Origin of the sequence: Actinoplanes siamensis (assembly GCF_016862395.1) — a bacterium.
In the GTDB taxonomy this organism is placed as follows: domain Bacteria; phylum Actinomycetota; class Actinomycetes; order Mycobacteriales; family Micromonosporaceae; genus Actinoplanes; species Actinoplanes siamensis.
In genome coordinates this window covers 1-18,024 of the sequence record NZ_BOMW01000051.1, presented here as the reverse complement: position 1 = coordinate 18,024, position 18,024 = coordinate 1, and the positions used below count along the sequence as shown (strand labels likewise).

General features: G+C 72.0%; 12 protein-coding genes. 6 read left to right on the top strand and 6 right to left on the bottom strand.

Annotated elements, in window-relative coordinates:
- Positions 1-35: 35 nt before the first annotated feature.
- From Asi03nite_RS25185 to Asi03nite_RS25175, 3 genes are read left to right on the top strand one after another with little or no spacing between them, the layout of a single operon-like run.
- Positions 36-1,184: an NAD(+)/NADH kinase gene (locus tag Asi03nite_RS25185; RefSeq protein WP_203682933.1), complete on the top strand. Its 1,149-nt coding sequence runs from the start codon at positions 36-38 to the stop codon at positions 1,182-1,184.
- Between the two features lie 11 nt (positions 1,185-1,195).
- Complete coding sequence (locus Asi03nite_RS25180; protein WP_203682932.1) at positions 1,196-2,854, top strand: NAD(P)/FAD-dependent oxidoreductase; 1,659 nt, start codon at positions 1,196-1,198, stop codon at positions 2,852-2,854.
- A 2-nt stretch (positions 2,855-2,856) separates the two neighbouring features.
- A complete protein-coding gene (locus tag Asi03nite_RS25175; RefSeq protein WP_203682931.1) occupies positions 2,857-4,329 on the top strand; it encodes an ATP-binding protein in 1,473 nt (490 codons plus the stop codon).
- A 380-nt stretch (positions 4,330-4,709) separates the two neighbouring features.
- On the opposite strand, the gene Asi03nite_RS25170 is transcribed toward Asi03nite_RS25175, so the two are convergent.
- The 3 genes from Asi03nite_RS25170 to Asi03nite_RS25160 are packed head-to-tail and all read right to left on the bottom strand — an operon-like array spanning position 4,710 to position 7,360.
- Positions 4,710-5,213 (bottom strand): mycothiol transferase, encoded by a 504-nt coding sequence (locus Asi03nite_RS25170; protein ID WP_203682930.1) that lies wholly within the window; start codon positions 5,211-5,213, stop codon positions 4,710-4,712.
- A 13-nt stretch (positions 5,214-5,226) separates the two neighbouring features.
- A complete protein-coding gene (locus Asi03nite_RS25165; RefSeq protein ID WP_203682929.1) occupies positions 5,227-6,003 on the bottom strand; it encodes a hypothetical protein in 777 nt (258 codons plus the stop codon).
- Positions 6,004-6,013: 10 nt separating this feature from the next.
- A complete protein-coding gene (locus Asi03nite_RS25160) occupies positions 6,014-7,360 on the bottom strand; it encodes an MFS transporter (RefSeq protein ID WP_203682928.1) in 1,347 nt (448 codons plus the stop codon).
- Positions 7,361-7,513: 153 nt separating this feature from the next.
- On the opposite strand from Asi03nite_RS25160, the gene Asi03nite_RS25155 reads away from it, so the two are divergent.
- A complete protein-coding gene (locus Asi03nite_RS25155) occupies positions 7,514-8,296 on the top strand; it encodes a Clp protease N-terminal domain-containing protein (RefSeq protein ID WP_203682927.1) in 783 nt (260 codons plus the stop codon).
- A 34-nt stretch (positions 8,297-8,330) separates the two neighbouring features.
- On the opposite strand, the gene Asi03nite_RS25150 is transcribed toward Asi03nite_RS25155, so the two are convergent.
- The 3 genes from Asi03nite_RS25150 to Asi03nite_RS25140 are packed head-to-tail and all read right to left on the bottom strand — an operon-like array spanning position 8,331 to position 14,464.
- Positions 8,331-10,112, bottom strand: coding sequence for a S9 family peptidase (locus tag Asi03nite_RS25150; protein ID WP_203682926.1), 1,782 nt, complete (start codon positions 10,110-10,112; stop codon positions 8,331-8,333).
- Positions 10,113-10,122: 10 nt separating this feature from the next.
- Positions 10,123-11,895 (bottom strand): N-acetylglutaminylglutamine amidotransferase, encoded by a 1,773-nt coding sequence (locus Asi03nite_RS25145; RefSeq protein WP_203682925.1) that lies wholly within the window; start codon positions 11,893-11,895, stop codon positions 10,123-10,125.
- A 1-nt stretch (position 11,896) separates the two neighbouring features.
- Positions 11,897-14,464 carry a carboxylate--amine ligase/circularly permuted type 2 ATP-grasp protein gene (locus tag Asi03nite_RS25140; protein ID WP_203682924.1) on the bottom strand — a complete coding sequence of 856 codons (2,568 nt, stop codon included), beginning with the start codon at positions 14,462-14,464 and terminating at the stop codon, positions 11,897-11,899.
- A 181-nt stretch (positions 14,465-14,645) separates the two neighbouring features.
- On the opposite strand from Asi03nite_RS25140, the gene Asi03nite_RS25135 reads away from it, so the two are divergent.
- Positions 14,646-15,716, top strand: a complete 1,071-nt coding sequence (locus tag Asi03nite_RS25135; RefSeq protein ID WP_203682923.1) for an NAD-dependent epimerase/dehydratase family protein — start codon at positions 14,646-14,648, stop codon at positions 15,714-15,716.
- A 189-nt stretch (positions 15,717-15,905) separates the two neighbouring features.
- Positions 15,906-18,024 (top strand): SulP family inorganic anion transporter (locus tag Asi03nite_RS25130; protein ID WP_203682922.1); only part of this gene is annotated, 2,119 nt, incomplete at its 3' end.

Sequence of the window (18,024 nt, the reverse complement as noted above, 5' to 3'; positions counted from 1 at the left end):
CCGGGACCGCACGAGCGGGAGCGAAGGGGACGCGAATGGGCATGATCGAAGTGGTCGGCCTGGTGCTGCACCCGCGGCGGGACTGCGGTTCGGCCGTCGACGCGATCGTGAACTGGGCGGCAGCCCGCGGGGTGACGGTGCTGGGCCTGCCCGACGAGATCACCCGGATCGACTGCAGCGCGGTGGCGGTGTCCGCCGAGGACATGGTGGAGCGGGCCGGCCTGCTGGTCAGCCTGGGCGGCGACGGCACCATGCTGCGCGCGCTGCGGCTGGTAGAGGGCCGCAAGACACCGGTGCTCGGGGTGAACGTGGGACGCCTGGGCTTCCTCGCCGAGGTCGACCTGCCGGATTTGAAGGACGCGCTCTCCGCCATCGACGAACATTCGTACCGGATCGAGTCGCGCACCGCCGTGCGCACCACCCTGCCGGACGGGCGGACGGTGACCGCCTTCAACGACATCGCCCTGGTCCGGGTGCCCGGTCACGGGCTGGCCGCGGTGGGGATCAAGGTGGAGGGCAAGCGCTTCGTCAACTACGCGGCGGACGCCGTGATCGTCTCCACCCCCACCGGCTCCACGGCGTACAGCTTCTCCGCCGGCGGCCCGATCGTCTCGCCGAACGTGGAGGGTCTGATCGTCAGCGCCGCCGCCGCGCACTCCTCGTTCAACCGCTCGCTGGTGCTGGACACCTCCGAGCATCTCCGCCTGGACGTGCTGACCACCAGCGGCCGGCTGGCGATCGAGGTGGACGGGATCATCGAGGGGTACGCCGAAGCCGGCGCCTCCATCGAGATCGAGCCGATCCCGGCCGCCGCTCAGGTGATCCGTTTCGGCCGCACGTCGTTCTACGAGCGGGCCCGGCGCAAGCTGCGGGTGGAGGGCAGCGCCCAGGCCGGCGACTACGACGCCGGTGACGCGGTCGTGGTGGACAGCTTCGAGCGAGACCGCTACGAGATCGTGCTCGGCGGCGAGGTCGCCGGGGCGCTGCACTACCGCCGCCACGGGGACCGCATCGAGCTGCTGCACACCGAGGTCGACCAGGCCTTCTCCGGTCGTGGCCTGGCCGGCCGGCTGGTCTCGGCGGCCCTGGCCGACGCCCGGGCGCGGGCCACTCCGGTCACCGCGACCTGCCCGTTCGTCGCCGGCTATCTGGAACGCCACCCCGAGTACAACGATGTGAGCTGAGGTAACCAGACATGGGCCAACCCGCGATCCTCACCGTCGACGACGATCCCTCGGTGTCCCGGGCCATCGCACGTGACCTGCGCCGCCACTACGGCGACCACTACCGGATCATCCGGGCCGGCTCCGCCACCGAGGCGCTGGACGTGTTGAAGGAGCTGAAGCTGCGCGGCGGGCGGGTCGCCGTGATGCTCGCCGACTACCGGATGCCGCAGATGAACGGCATCGAGTTCCTGGAGCAGGCGATGGACCTGTTCCCGCACGCGCGGCGGGCCCTGCTCACGGCGTACGCGGACACCGACGCCGCGATCCAGGCGATCAACCTGGTCGACGTCGACCACTACCTGCTCAAGCCGTGGGATCCGCCGGAGGAGAAGCTCTACCCGGTGCTGGACGCGCTGCTCGACGCGTGGCAGGCCAGCGGCGAGCCGGAGCTGCCAGACATCCGCCTGGTCGGGCACCGGTGGAGCGAGCCGTCGTTCCAGATCCGCGATTTCCTCGCCCGCAACCTGGTGCCGTACAAATACTTCGGCGCCGACGATCCGGAGGGCCGCCGCCTGATGGAGGCGGCGGACGCCGGGCCGGAGTCGATCCCGCTGGTGGTCACCGCGGACGGGCGAACGCTGCCGCGCCCCAGCGTGCAGGAGGTGGCCGAGGCCGCCGGCCTGTCCACCAACCCGGGCCGCGACTTCTACGACCTGATCATCGTGGGCGGCGGACCGGCCGGGCTCGGCGCCGCGGTCTACGGCGGCTCCGAGGGCCTGAAGACGCTGCTGATCGAGCGGCAGGCGGTGGGCGGCCAGGCCGGCCAGAGTTCCCGCATCGAGAACTATCTGGGCTTCCCGGACGGCATCTCCGGCGCGCAGCTCACCGACCGGGCCCGCCGGCAGGCCGACAAGTTCGCCGCCGAGACGCTGAACACCCGCGAGGTCGTCGGCCTGCGGGCGGACGGCTCGGCGCGGACCCTGACGTTCGCGGACGGCGGTGAGGTCTCGGCGCACGCGATCCTGCTCGCCACCGGCGTCTCGTACCGGCCGCTGCTGGCCGAGGGGGTCTCCGGCCTGACCGGGTCGGGCGTCTTCTACGGCTCGGCGTCGACCGAGGGACCGGCCTGCGCCGGCAGCGACGTCTACATCGTCGGCGGGGCGAACTCGGCCGGCCAAGCCGCGCTCTTCTTCGCGAAATACGCACGGAAGGTCACGCTGCTGATCCGCGGCGACTCGCTGGAGTCGTCGATGTCGTACTACCTGATCCAGCAACTGGCCCAGGTGGCGAACATCGAGGTGCGCACCCGGTGCGAGGTGATCGGCGCGCAGGGCGACGGTCACCTGCAGGCGATCACCATCTGTGACAGCAAGGACGGCACGAAGGCCACCGTCGAGTGCGGTTACCTCTTCGTCTTCATCGGGGCGGAGCCGCGGACCGAGTGGCTGGGCGACGCGGTCGCCCGGGACGAGAAGGGCTTCATCCGGACCGGATCGGACCTTCTCACGAACGGGGAACGCCCGCGGGGATGGGATCGGGACCGCGATCCGTTCTATCTGGAGAGCAGTGTTCCCGGCATCTTCGCCGCCGGCGATGTCCGGGCCAACTCGATCAAACGGGTGGCCTCGGCGGTCGGTGAGGGCGCGATGGCCGTCGCGCTGGTCCATCGTTACCTGGAGGCGCAGTAGCCATGACCACGGAGACCGAAGAGATCCGGCTCTCTCCCTGCGAGCCGGGACGGCTCACCCCGGCCGAGCTGAAGACCCTGTTCCTGTTCGAGAAGCTGACCGACGACCAGCTCGCCTGGATCGCCGACCACGGCTGCACCATGCGGGTGGCCGGCGGCGGCCTGGTGCTGCGCGAGGGTGACCCGGCCACGCAGTTCTTCGTGCTGCTCAGCGGCACTGTCGCGTTGAGCCGCCGGGTCGGGCAGGACGACGTGCAGACCAGCCGCACCGAGCAGCGCGGCGTCTACATGGGCGCGACCAACGCGTACCTGCGCGACGACGGCGTGCCGCGCAGCTACCTGGGCAGCATGCGGGCGCTCTCCGACTCCGAGTTCTTCGTGCTCTCCGCCGAGGACTTCGGCTGGATGATGCGCGAGTGGTTCCCGATGGCGATCCACCTGCTGGAGGGTCTGACGCTGGGGATGCGCAGCTCGCAGGCGGCGATCGGGGAGCGGCAGCGGCTGCAGGCGCTCGGCGCGCTCTCGGCCGGCCTGATGCACGAGCTGAACAACCCGGCCGCGGCGGCTTCCCGGGCCACCGGCGCGCTGCGCGAGCGGGTCGCCGGCATGCGGATGAAACTCGGCAAGCTGGCCAAGGGCAAGGTTCCGCCGGACCGCCTGATCGCGCTGCTCAACCTCCAGGAGGAGGTGATCGAGCGGGCCGCCAAGGCGCCGGTGCGCACCGCCATGCAGATAGCCGACCTGGAGGACGAGCTCGGCGACTGGATGGACGAGCGTGGCATCGGCAACGCCTGGGACGTGGCGCCGGTCTTCGCCCAGGGCGGCATCGACACCGAGTGCCTGCTCGAGGTGGAGTCCCGGCTGGAGTCGCCCGACCTGCTCGACCAGGCGATCCACTGGATCGGGTACGCGCTGGAGACCGAGCAGCTGATGAGCGACATCGAGGACGCCACCAGCCGGGTGTCCTCGCTGGTCAACGCCGCCAAGCAGTACTCGCACCTGGACCGGTCGGCACACCAGTGGATCGACGTGCACACCGGACTGGACAGCACCCTGGTGATGCTCTCCCACAAGATCACTGACGGCGGCATCAAGGTGGTCAAGGAGTACGACCGGTCGCTGCCGCAGATCCCGGTCCACCCCGCCGAGCTGAACCAGGTGTGGACCAACCTGATCGACAACGCGGTGCAGGCGATGGCCGGTTCCGGGACGCTGACCATCCGGACCTACCAGGAGGACGAGCGGGTCGTGGTCTCGATCGGGGACACCGGCCCCGGTGTGCCCGACGGGATCAAGAAGCGGGTGTTCGAGCCGTTCTTCACCACCAAGCCGGTGGGGGAGGGGACCGGGCTCGGGTTGGACATCTCGTACCGGATCGTGGTCAACGGCCATGGCGGCGACATCTCGCTGCAGTCCCGGCCGGGTGACACCAGGTTCCTGGTGCGGCTGCCGCTGAGCGAGCCCGCCTCGGCGTGAACCGGGCGGAGCCGTTCGTCCTCGGGCCTGCGGGACGGGCTCGGGAGGTGCCTCGTGCGCGCGCTCCCTCCCGGCGGCTGACCCCCCGCCCCTCGTCCCCGGCTGCCACCAGAGGTGTCTGACGGTTGCTGAGGGGCGGTCCGGTGGCCAGCCGGCGGGTGCCCGCCGGTGGTGAGGCGTGTCTGGTGACGGCTGCGGCGCCTCTGGGGGTCGGCCGGCAGGTCCGGGCAGGGCGTGAGGGATGTCGGGTGGGGCGCCCGATAAGCGCCGGACGCCGGAAAAGGGCCGAGCGTTCGGATAGTGCGAGGCGCCCGGGAACGCCGGGCGGCCGGACAATGGGGCGCCCGGAAAAGCGCCGGCGCCGGGAAGCGCCGGGAAGCTCAGGGAAGCAGTCCGCGGATGTACGCGGCCTGCCCGGCATGCTGAGCATCGTCGTCATAGACGCTGATCAGCCGGACCCCCAGGGTGACCGGCGGATCCCAGTTCCGGTCCACCACCCGGTCCAGGTCCGCCTCGCTCAGGCCGCGCAGGAACTCCCCGGTCCGGTCGTGCACGGCCCGGTAGTACTCGCTCAGCGCCGCCGCGCTCTCCGGCCGCACCGCCGCCACATCGGCAGCCGTGTGCCCGTAGCCGGTGTCGGAGGGGTCGGACTTGCGCCCGAACCGGGCGGCCCAGTCGCCGGTGACGTACACCTGCTCGGTGTCGAGGACCTCGGCGAGGTGGCTGTCCTGCACCCGGGTGAGGTGCCAGACCAGCCAGCCGATCGAGTTCGCGCCGGGCTTCGGCGCCCAGTGGAGCTGCTCCGGGGTGAGGCCGCGGATCGCGGTGTCGACCAGGTCGGGCAGGCGGCCGTACGCCTCCTCGAGAACGCCCTTGGCGTCCATCTCGATCTCCTTCCTACTGCTGCGGTTGTTCTGCGGTGCCCTGCTGCTGATTCGGGCCGCCGCCCTGCTCGGAGCCGCTGTCGGTCCCGGTGCCCGTGCCCGTGTCGCTCCCGGTGCCGGTGCCCGTGTCGCTCCCGGTCCCCGTGTCGGGTCCGGTCTCGGTGCCGCCGGTCGGCGTCGGGTCGGCCGGGGCGCCGGTGGTCTGCTGCTGCGGCTCCGGCGACGTCGTGGCGGTGTCCGAGCCGGCCGGCGCGGTGGTCGTGGCCCTCGTCGGGCCGCTGGTGGCAGGCGTGGCCGACGGCGCCGGTTTCGGAGCGACGTCGCCGGAGTGGTCGCCGGTCCAGTTGAACACGGTGGGCGCCCCGCTGTCCCGCCCGCTGGTGGCATCGGCAGCCGAACGTCCGGCCAGCAGCTCGGCCGCGGTCAGCGTGCCCATCGCCAGCACGAACAGCGCCCCGGCCACCAGCCCGACGCGCTTCCAGCGGATCTTGCGAGGGGTCCCGGACGGCGCCACGTCCTCGGCCGGCGCCGCTGTCACCTCGGGCGTCCCGACGGCGGCCGGCGCGGTCACGAACGCGGCCTGCAGCTTCTTCGTGCCCCGGTCCAGGTAACGGTGGTAGATCTCGGTGCCGACAGAACTGACCAGACTCGCCACCGCGGCGCCGACGAGCGTGCCGGCCACCCCGAGGAAGGAGCCGACCACCGCGGCGGAGACCGCCGCGAGCGTGCCGGCGATGGTCTTCGGAATGTCGATGCCGGCCCACTTCCGGGGCTGCGCGTGCTCGGTCATGTGCCTCCTCTCAGTCGCGCCAGCTTTCCGCCTTAACCGCACGGCTGAATGCCAAACCCCGCCGCTCGGCGAGCGCCACCCGCAGGGGCCGGATGACGATGCCTTCCTCCTCCTCGAGGCGGCGACGGGCCAGTTTCCGGGTGCGCAGGATGCCGGTCAGGCCCACCGCGGCGACGAGGAACTGCACCGACATGGCGACCCGGAAGTCGGCGATGTGATAGTCCGCACTGCCGCCGGTGCGGGCGTCCAGGATCAGGCCGACCAGCTCGATGGTGAGCAGCGAGGCGACGAACCCGCCGACGTTGACGACCCCGGTGGCGGTGCCGAGGCGGTGCGGGGGATTGAACGTGCGCGCGTAGTCGAACCCGATCATCGAACCGGGGCCGCCCGAGCCGAGCGCCACGACCAGCAGGATCAGCACCGGCAGCGGAGCCCGGCCGGGCCAGAGCAGGACCAGCGCCCAGGCGCCCAGGTTGAGCCCGACGATGCCGAGCACCAGCAGCGAGCGGCGCAGCGGATAGCGCTGCACCAGCGCTCCGAGCACCGGGCCGGTGGCCATCCCGACCAGCACGAACAGGGTGAGCAGCGTGCTGGCCGTGCCGCGGCTGAGGCCCTCGCCGGCGATCAGGAACGGGACGCCCCACATCAGCGCGAAGACGGTGCCGGTGAACTGGGTGGTGAAGTGGGTCCACAGTCCCAAACGGGTGCCCGGGTGCCGCCACGCGTGCGCCACGTCGGCGCCCAGCTTGCGCAGGTTCACCGGGTCGCCGCTGGTCATCCGGCGCTCCGGGGTGTCGTGCAGGGCGGCGACCGCCGCCAGGGTGACGAGGACCCCGGCGCCGGCCGAGGAGAGGAAGGCCGCGGTCCAGCCCGGTCCGGCGAGCAGAGCGGCCAGCGGTACGGCGGAGAGCACCTGGCCGAGCTGCCCCACGATCCCGGTCAGCTGGGTCAGCAGCGGGACCCGGCGGGCCGGGAACCAGTGCGGGACCAGGCGCAGCACGCTGATGAAGGTCATGGCGTCGCCCGCGCCGACCAGGACCCGGGCCACCACCGCGCCGGTGATCCCGTCGGCGAACGCCAGGAGCGCCTGCCCGGCGGCCATCACGAGCGCGCCGGAGACCACCAACCGCAGCGATCCGAATCGGTCGAGCAGGAGCCCCACCGGGATCTGCAGGCCGGCATAGACGAGCAGTTGCAGCACCGCGAAGCTGGCCAGCGCGCTCGCGCCGACGTCGAACCGGTGTTGCGCGTCCAGCCCGGCGACGCCGAGCGAGGTGCGGTTGAGAACGGCGATGACGTATGCGGCTAGGCCGGCGGCCCACACCGCCCAGGCCCGGGCTCCGGGTCGCAGGGACATGTGGCGCCTTCCACTCGGGCGGTCTCGAGGTACGTATTCCAGCCTTCTCCGCAGGTCCCCGAGCTGCAACGTGCGCTTGCCCACTGATCCGGTTGTCTGTAACCCCTATGGGGGTATATATTGATAACCCCAACCCTGCCGGAGGTGCGCGCGATGCCGAAGATCAATGTCTATCTGCCCGACGAGCTGGCCGACGCCGTCAAGGCGACCGGCCTCCCGGTCTCCGCGATCTGCCAGCGGGCCCTGGAGCAGGCGGTCCGCCGGGTCACCGCGATCCGGGAGACGTCGCTGGCCGAGCTGTCCGGCGCCGACCTGGAGGAGCGGTTCCCGCTGATGACCGGTCGCGGCCGGACCGTGCTCGGCCTGGCCGTCGCGCGGGCCGGCGCCGCGTCCCGGGCGTCGGTCAGCAGCGGCGACCTGCTCGGCGCGATGATCGAGGAGGGCGCCAACCTGGCCGTGCACGTGCTCCAGGCGCTCGAGATCGAGCCCGCGCGCCTGGCCCGCGACCTGGAGCGCGAGCCGGACGACGAGGCGGCCGGGCCGGGCCGGGGCGTGCGCTTCAGCGTGCCGGCCGCGGGCGCGCTGGAGCTGGCCGTGGGGGAGGCGGTCGGCCTCGGGCACAACTACGTGGGGTGTGAGCATCTGCTGCTCGGGCTGGTCGCCGAGCCCGACGGGGCGGCCGGCCGGGTCCTGCGCGCGGCCGGCGCCGAGCCCCGCCTGACCCGCCGGGCGGTCGCCTCGGCCCTGGCCGGATACCGACACCTGCAGGCCAACGCCGCCGCCGCGTCCGGCTACTCCCAGCTGCGGTCGACCAGCGGGGCCGCCGCGGCGCCCGACCCGGCCCAGCTCCTGGCGGCCGCCCTCCAGCCGCTGATCGAGCGCCTGGAACGGCTGGAGCGGCTGGCCGAGCGGGCCGATCCGGCCGGGCAGTCGTGAGCCGGGTCGTCGCGGCGTGCGCGGCGGCCCTGCTCTATCCGATGATCGCGCTGGCGCTGGTCGCCTGCAGGTGAGTGGTCAGCCAGGCGATCGTCTCCCGCAGGTACGCGGCCCGCGACGAGCGGCGCAGCAGTTCGTGGCCCTCGCCGGGGAAGAGCAGGTAGCGGTGCGGCACCCCGCGCGTGGCCAAGGCGGCCACCACCTGCTCGGCCTCGACGACCGGGACGTTCGTGTCGTTCTCGCCGTGCACGACCAGCAGCGGGGCCCGCAGGCGGTCGATCCGGTGGATCGGGGACAGGTCGCGCAAAAGGGCGGCGTCCGCCACCGGGTCGCCGTACTTGCTGATCGCGGCGGCGGCGATCCACGGCTCGGTGTGCTCGTAGAAGGTCGCGAAGTCGGACATCCCGCAGACGTCGACGCCGACGTCGAAGAGGTCCGGGAAGGCGCACAGCGCCGCCAGCGTGAGGTACCCGCCGTAGGACCGGCCCATCACACCGGTCCGGCCGGCGATCCCGGCCGCGCGCAGATGGCGCACGCAGGACCGGACGTCCTCGATCGCGTCGTAGCGCAGCGCGAGGTTGTCCGCGTTCACGAAGCCTCGCCCGAACCCGGACGACCCGCGCACGTTCGGTGCGAAGACCGCGATGCCCTGCCGCGCCAGCGACTGGAACAGCGGCCCGTGGCCCGGCCGCTCCTGCGCCTCCGGCCCGCCGTGCAGCCAGATCACCGTGGGGTACGGCCCGTCGCCGGGCGGGGCGAACAGCCACCCGGTCAGCGTCAGCCCGTCGTGGGCGGCGAACTCCTCCAGCGTCGGCCGCACCGCGTCGGGCGCGGCCGGCTCGGCGGAGATCGCCCGCAGGCCGGAGCCGTCCCGGTCGCAGGCCCAGACCCCGTGCGGCTGTCCCGGCCCCTCCGCGGTGAACGCCAGCGTCGACCCGTCGAAGCTCCAGGTCAGGCCGGAGGCCACCGGGCCGGGCAGCGGCACCCGGGTGGCCGAGGACGAGCCGTGGTCCAGATCGAGCAGGTCCAGTGCGGACTCGCCGCCGTGGACGTTCCAGAGCACCGCGGCGGTCCGCCCGTCAGCGGTGATCGCGAAGGACTCCACCTCGGCGAGATCCGCGGCGAGCGGGTCGCACGTCCCGGAGGCGAACCGGACCAGCGCCGGGAACTCCCCGTCCTCGCCCCGGGCGTAGACGCAGCCCCCGCCCGGGCTGAAGACCGCCTGCTCGCCGCTGGTGACCCGCTCCTCCGTACCGGAGACCAGGTCTCTGAGGAGGATCTCGCGCGCACCGCGCGGCCCGCGCCGCAGCAGCGCGAACCGTCCCGCGGGGTCCACGTCGCACAGCGACAGCAGCTCTCCGGAGGCGATCACCGTGCGGGTCCCGGTGACCACGTCGATCAGCACCGCGTCCGTCAGGTTCTCGGTCAGCGCGAGCACCGGCCGTCCCGGCAGCCAGCGCATGTTCTCGGCGGTGTCGCTGCCGAAACCGGCCACCTGGTGGCGGTCCGAGCCGTCCGGCCGGACCAGCCAGACCTCCTGCCGGGGCCCGCCGCCGGGCGCGATCTGGCAGGCCAGCCAGCCGCCGCCGGACGACCAGGCCACCGAGGTGACCGGCTCGTCGCCGCCGAGCAGGAAGGCCAGCTCGCTGCCGACCGGCTGGACCCAGACGGCAGGCGTGCCGCCGCGGTCGGAGACGTACGCCGCGTGCCGCCCGTCCGGCGACAGCGCCACCGACCAGTTCCCGGCGATCTCGGCGGCCGGCCGGAGGAAGACCGGCAGCACGGTGACGTCGGCGCGGTGGAGCTGACCTGCCAACACGTACCTCCTAGAGATTTTTGTCCTGCAACCACATCTCCAGCAGCGCGAGCTGCCACAGCTGGTTCGCCCCGAGTGTCGTTCGTGGCGTGTTCGGGTCGGCGAGCAGGGCCCGCACGTATTCCGGCCGGAAGAGCCCGCGGGTCCGGGCCGCCGGCGCGTACAGCGCGTCGCGCACCCTGTCCAGCATCGCCCCTTGCAGGTGCCGGATACCCGGCACCGGGAAGTAACCCTTGGTCCGGTCGATCACCTCGTCCGGCACGAGTCCGCGGGCCGCGTCCTTGAGCACCCCCTTGCCGCCCGCCGCGAGTTTCAGCTCGGGCGGGCAGGCCGCCGCGAGCTCCACCAGCTCGTGATCGAGGAAGGGTACGCGCGCCTCCAGCCCCCACGCCATGGTCATGTTGTCGACCCGTTTGACCGGATCGTCGACCAGCATCACCTGCGAGTCGATCCGCAGCGCGGCATCGACAGCGGTGGTCGCCCCCGGGCGCGCGAAGCTGTGGGCGACGAACTCCCGGCTGACGTCGGAGTCGACGTGCCACCGCGGGCTCAGCTGCCGGGCCAGCGAGGCGTGCGGCCGGTCGAAGAACTCCTTCGCGTACGCGTCGACGGCGTGCTCACGCGGGACACCGGCGAGGGGCGGATACCAGCTGTAACCGGCGAAGATCTCGTCGGCGCCCTGTCCGGACTGCACCACCTTGACGTGCTTGGAGACATCCTCGCTGAGCAGGTGGAACGCGACGCAGTCGTGGCTGACCATCGGCTCGCTCATCGCCGCGACGGCCCGGTCCACCGCGGGCAGGAACCGATCGTGTCCGATCATGATCTGGTGGTGCTCGGTCCCGAACCGCTTGGCGATCAGATCCGAGTAGACGAACTCGTCGCCGCTCTCGCCGCCGGCCGACTCGAACCCGATGCTGAACGTGGTGAGCCCCTGCTGGCCCTGACCCGCCAGCAGGGCGACGACCAGGCTGGAGTCGAGGCCGCCGGAGAGCAGTACGCCGACCGGGACGTCGGCGACCATCCGGCGCCGCACGGCGAGATCCAGCTTCTCCCGCACGGCCGCGGCCCACTCGCCGGGGGCCATCGATGTGGTACGCACGAAGTCCGCCGTCCAGTAGCAACGGTCGGTGACCGTCCCGTCGGCCTTGACCACCCGCACCGTGGCCGGCGGAAGTTTCCGGATCCCGGACAGGATGGTGCGCGGCGCCGGCACCACCGAGTGGAACGTCATGTAGTGCTGCAACGCCACCCGGTCGATGATGGTGTCCACCCCGCCCGCGGCGAGCAGCGCCGGCAGCGTCGACGCGAACCGCAGCCGCCCCGGCGACTCGGCCAGGTAGAGCGGCTTGATCCCGAGCCGGTCCCGGGCCAGCGTGACGGTCCCGGTGTCGTGCTCGGCGATCGCGAAGGCGAACATGCCGAGGAAGCGGGTGACACAGTCGGCGCCCCACCGGTGATACGCCTTGAGGATCACCTCGGTGTCCGACGTGGAGGCGAACGTGTAGCCGTGCCCCCGCAGCTCCTCGCGCAGCTCCCGGTAGTTGTAGACGCAGCCGTTGAAGACCACGGTGAGCCCCAGGCCGTCGTCGGTCATCGGCTGCCGGGCGTCCTCGCTGAGGTCGATGATCTTCAGCCGTCGGTGTCCGAAGACGATCCGCCCGTGCTCCCAGACGCCCGCCCCGTCCGGCCCGCGGGACTCCAGGCACGGAAGCATCCGGCGCACCGCCTCGGCGTCCGCGGGCCGCTCCCCGTACCGGATCTCACCGGCGATCCCACACATCTCATCGACCTCCCAGTAGCCAGGTGTCCTTCGAGCCCCCGCCGCGCGACGAGTTGACGATCATGGAGCCGGCCGGGGCGACCCGGGTCAGCGCGGCCGGCGCGACCACCGACCCGCTCTCCGTGCTGAACACGAACGCGCGCAGGTCCACGTGCCGGGGCGCGAGCCGGTGGCCGTCGAAGACCGGGTGGGTGGAGAGCTCGACCAGCTCCTGCGCCACCCAGCGGTGCGGGGCGGCGCGGATCTGGCGGCGCAGCGCGTCCAGTTCGCCGGCGGTGGCGTGCGGGCCGATCACGATGCGGTCGCCGCCGTACCCGTCGACCGGCTTGCAGACCAGCTCGCCGAGCCGGGACAGCACCTCGTCGCGCTGGCCGGGGAGCCCGCACAGGTACGTCGGCACGTCGGCCAGCAGCGGTTTCTCACCCAGGTAGTACTCGATCATCCGGGACACGTACGCGTAGACCGCCTTGTCGTCGCCGATCCCGTTGCCCAGCGCGTTGGCCAGCGTGACGGTCCCCGCGTGCAACGCCGCCACCAGGCTCGGGCCCAGCGGCATCCCGTCCGCGCCGGGGGAGTGCACCAGACTGTCCTCGCCCATCCGCAGGTAGATGACGTCCACCGGGTAGCGCTTGCCGTCGCGCAGCCGGTGCACCCGGCCCTCGTCGACGAAGAGCTCGGTGCTGCGCACCACCGGCACGCCCATCGCCTCGGCGAGCATCCGGTGCTCGAACCAGGCCGAGTCGTCCGGGCCCTGGCTGAGCACGACCAGCGCCGGGTCGTCGCCGGGGGCCGAGGCCAGCAGCGCCTCCTTGAGCAGCCGCGGCGTGTCCTCGACCGGGATCAGGCCATCCGGCCGGGGCAGCTCGGGCAGGATGCTCTCGGTCAGGCGGCGGTTCTGCATCGCGTACGCGATCCCGGACGGCACCCGCAGGTTGTCCTCCAGCACACACCACCGCCCGCCCGCGTCCCGGACCAGGTCGACGCCGGCCACCTGAGCGCGCACCCCGGCCCGGGACGCCAGCGCCCCGCTGGCCCGTAGCTCGGGCGAGCCGTCGATCACCCACTCCGGGACGATCCCGTCCGCGACGATCTGCCGGCCGTCGTAGACGTCGGCGAGGAACGCGTTCAGCGCGCGCGCCCGCTGCACCAGACCGGCCCGCAGCGAGGCCCAGTCGCCGGCCGGGACCACGCGCGGGACCAGGTCGAACGGGAACAGCCGGGTGGCCGCCTCGCCGGCCACGCTGAACGTCACGCCGTTGGCGCGCTGCTCCTCGTCCCGGGCGTCCTCGCGGTGCCGCAGGCCGGCGGCGCCGAGCGCGGTCAGCACCGGGACGATACCGGTGTACTCCGGCGCGACCAGGCCGGGAAACGCCTCGTCGCCCTCGGCCGCGTAGGGGGTGAGCCGCGTGGGCGCCACCGGGCCGCTCGTCACGGCGCCGCCGCGGGTCTCGGCCACCAGCAGGTCGACCACGTCGGCGATCCGGCCGCGCCGGGCCAGCGCGCGCCGCTGCCGGGACGCCGAGCTGCCCTGGCTCAGCGCCCGCACCGACAGGTCGACGACCTGCTCCCAGTCGCCGAGCGCCTCCAGGTCCGGCCGCAGCTCGCCGACCAGGTGCTCGACCGCGACCGCGGCCGGCACCGGCACCGGCGAGCGGGGCAGGTCGAGCAGCTCACCCTCCAGGCCGGAGCGCGCGGCCCGCCACATCGCGGCCCGGTGCAGCGGCGGCCGGGGCCCCGGCAGCGGCCTGCCCTCCCGGTGGTCCCGCCGGGCGCGCCGGACCAGCGCCCGGAACAGGCCGGCCAGCAGCACCACGGTGTCCACGTCCGGGCAGGCGTCGGTGACCCGCAGCTCCACGGTGGGCACGTGCGCGGACGGCCGGACGTCGAAGTAGACCATCTTCGGGTCGCTGATCGTCCCGGACGCGATCAGCTCGTTGACCAGCATGTCGAACTCGTCGGCGGAGCGCAGCGGGCCGCTGTCGCCGGCGGTCGGCCACCGCGTCCAGACCAGCGAGCGGGCGCTGGCGTACCCGGAGTCCTCGCCCATCCAGAACGGCGAGCTGGTGGAGAGCGCGAGCAGCACCGGCAGCGCCGGGGCCACCCGTTGCGCCACCGAGACCGCCTCGTCCCGGTCCGGCACCCCGACGTGCACCTGCGCGCCGCAGATCAGCTGCTCCCGGACGAGCATCTGGTACTCGGCGAGCATCCGGCGGTACCGGCTGGTCGGGGTGACCGCCAGCGCGTCCAGATCGACCAGTGGGACCGTGCCGGCCGCGACCAGGCCGAGCCCGAGCGACCCGGCGACCTCCAGCGCGGTCCGGCGGCGGGCCGTGATGCCCTCGCGCAGACCGTCCAGCGTGGTGCTGACCGGGGTGTTCGTCTCCACCACCGATCGGTGCAGCTCGGCGGAGAAGTGCTCGGGGTCGAGCCGGTCGAGCACCTCCGGCGCCCGGGGCACCAGTTCCCGGGTGGCCAGATCGACGACGTGGAGTTCTTCCTCCACACCGAGAGTGAGCGCCGAGGGGACGTCGGAGGTGGGGGATTCGAGTGCCGGGAGGGACTCCGTCATCGCGACCGCCTTTGTCTGGTGAAGTCCGCTTAGCGTTTCCATCGGTTGTGGCAGATCTGTGACGTGCCCATTTCGTGCTCTCGCCAAGCATGGTGATCGCTGCCCTCGCCACCGGTGCCGAGGAGGTTTCGTCGCTACCGGTAACCTCCTGTGTCGGCACCCACATCCAGCGGAGGTCCTGATGGGCAGCGTCGTCGTCATCACCGGTTCGGCCGGTCTGATCGGTTCCGAGTCGGTCCGCCACTTCGCCGCCCTCGGCATGGACGTGGTCGGGGTCGACAACGACATGCGCGGCTACTTCTTCGGCGCCGACGGTTCCACCAAGTGGAACCTGGAGCGGCTGACGAACGAGATCGGCCCGAAGTACACGCACCACTCGCTGGACATCCGGGACCGCGAGGGCCTGGACAAGCTCTTCGCCGAGTACGGCAAGAACATCGGGCTGGTCATCCACGCCGCCGCGCAGCCCAGCCACGACTGGGCGGCCCGGGAGCCGTTCACCGACTTCGACGTGAACGCGGTCGGCACGCTGAACATGCTGGAGGCGGCGCGCCGGCACGCGATCGACGCCCCGTTCATCTTCACCTCGACCAACAAGGTGTACGGGGACACGCCGAACTCGCTCCCGCTGGTGGAGAAGGAGACGCGTTGGGAGCTGCCCGAGGACCACAAGTGGTACGCGGGCATCGACGAGACCATGACGATCGACAGCAGCCTGCACTCGATCTTCGGGGCCAGCAAGGTCGCCGCCGACGTGATGGTGCAGGAGTACGGGCGGTACTTCGACATGCCGACCGCGGTGTTCCGGGGCGGCACGCTGACCGGGCCCGGTCACTCGGCGGCGGAGCTGCACGGCTTCCTGGCGTACGTGATGCGTTGTGTCATGGAGCAGCGCAAGTACCGGATCTTCGGATACAAGGGCAAGCAGGTCCGGGACGCCATCCACTCGCACGACCTGGTCTCCGCGTTCGAGGCCTTCCACCAGGCTCCGCGGGTCGCCGAGATCTACAACATGGGCGGCGGCCGCACCTCCAACTGCAGCGTGCTGGAGGCGTTCCAGCTGGCCTCGGAGATCGCCGGGCGGCCCGCCGACACCGAGTACGTGGAGGAGAACCGGGTCGGCGACCACCAATGGTGGATCAGCAGCACCGCCCGGTTCGAGGAGCACTACCCGGACTGGAAGGTCACCTATGACGTGCCGATGATCCTGCGCGACATGTACGAGTCGAACAAGGATGTCTGGAAGGCCTAGAGCCGATCTTCTCCACGAAAAGGGCCGCAAGGCCCTTTTCGTATTTCTGGGGGTACTTTTCAGGCGATGCCGCACATCCTGTGCGATATTCCGGCACGACGCTGAGAATCCGGCGGCAAATGCCTGTGTTTTACCTGTAAGTGCACGTCAGATAACCCCGCGTTAATAAGTTCTAGGTATTTTTACCTAATGTCCGACTTGACGCAGTTGTTGCGCCGGGACTTGCCGGCGTCCATCGTCGTGTTCCTGATCGCCATCCCGCTGTCGCTCGGTATCGCCGCGGCGTCCGGGGCCCCGCTGCTGGCCGGCCTGGTCGCCGCGGTTGTCGGCGGCATCGTCGCGGGCGCCCTGGGCGGCGCTCCGTTGCAGGTCAGCGGACCGGCCGCCGGTTTGACCGTGATCGTGGCGGGAGCCGTGGCGGACTTCGGGTTCGCCGGCACCGCCGCCATCGTGGCCGTCGCCGGAATCGTCCAGATCCTGCTCGGTGTGTCCCGCCTGGGGCGTGCCGCACTCGCCCTCTCACCCGCCGTCGTGCACGGCATGCTGGCCGGCATCGGTCTGGTCATCGCGCTCGGCCAGGTGCACGTGCTGCTCGGCGGGTCGCCGCAGAGCAACGCCTGGCAGAACCTGCGGGAACTGCCCGCCCAGATCGCCGACCACCACGGGATGGCCGCCCTGCTCGGCCTGCTCACCGTCGCGATCCTCGTGCTCTGGCCACGCTACGTGAAGATCTCCGTGCTGCCCGCCGCCCTGGTCGCGGTCGTCGGAGTCACAGCGCTGGCCTGGGTGCTCGGCGCCGAGGTGGTCCGGGTCAGCCTCCCCGAGGAGCCGCTGGCCGAGCTGATCACGCCGGTCTGGCCGGACGCGCCGCTGCACGAGATCACCGTCGCGGTGCTGACCATCGCGCTGGTCGCCAGCGTGGAGTCGCTGCTCTCCGCGGTCGCGGTGGACCGGCTGCACGACGGCCCGCGCGCCCGGCTGAACAAGGAACTCGTCGGCCAGGGCGCCGCCAACATGGTGTCCGGCATGTTCGGCGGCCTGCCGGTGACCGGCGTGATCGTGCGCAGCTCGACGAACGTGGCGGCCGGCGCGCGGACCCGCGCGTCGGCGATCCTGCACGGCGTGTGGATCGCGGTGTTCGTGCTGCTCTGCGCGTCGCTGCTGGAGATGATCCCGATGGCGGTGCTGGCCGCCGTGCTGATCGTGGTCGGGGTCCGGCTGATCAATCTGGCCCAGATCCGCACCTACGCGCGGCATCGGGAGCTGCCGACGTACCTCGTCACGGCTCTGGGCGTGGTCTTCATCGATCTGCTCACCGGCGTGGCGCTCGGCATGGCCACGGCCGCGGCGCTGATCCTGTGGCGCCTCACCCGGTGCGAGATCCGCACCGTGCAGCGCGCGCCCGGGGAGTGGCTGGTCATCATCAGCGGCACGCTGGCCTTCGTCGAGGCGGCCCGGCTGTCCCGGGAGTTCGGTGTCATCCCGCCCGGCGAGGACGTCGAGGTGGAGATGCACCTGGACTACCTGGACCACGGGGCGTTCGAGGCGATCAAGCACTGGGAGGAGGCGTACCGCAAGGCCGGCGGCCGGGTCCGCATCCGCGAGGTGCACGATTCCTGGTTCCACCGGGCCACCTCCGGGCGGCTCGGCGGCGGCAAGAGCACACCGCGCCTGGTCGGCTCGTGGTCCCGCTGGCAGGGCATCGACCAGGAGCGCCGGGACGCGATGGCGGCCGGCATCGCCGAGTTCGAGCGCAGCGTCGCCCCGATGGTCCGGCCGCACCTGGCCGAGCTGGCCCGTGACGGCCAGCGACCGGAGCAGCTCTTCATCACCTGCGCCGACTCCCGGCTGGTCCCCAATCTGATCACCGCGAGCGGGCCGGGTGACCTGTTCTGCGTCCGGAACGTCGGCAACCTGGTCCCGCCGCACGCCGCGCCGGGCGACGCCTCGGTCGGTGCCGCCGTCGAGTACGCGGTCGAGGTCCTCGGCGTCACCACGATCACGGTGTGCGGGCACTCGGGCTGCGGCGCGGTGCGGGCGCTGATGTCCGGCGCGGCGCCGCCGGGCTCGTCGCTGGGGGACTGGCTGGCGCTCTCCGGGGTCGAGTTCACCGACGGCGAGGACGAGGCGCGCTGCTGCATCGACAACGTGGTGCAGCAGCTGGCGAACCTGCGGACCTATCCGGTGGTCCGGGCGGCTGAGGCCGCCGGGCGGCTCCGGCTGGCCGGCATGTTCTTCGACATCGCCGAGGCCCGGATGTACGAGGTCGACCCGGTCCTCAACGTGTACCGACCGGTCCACACGCCGG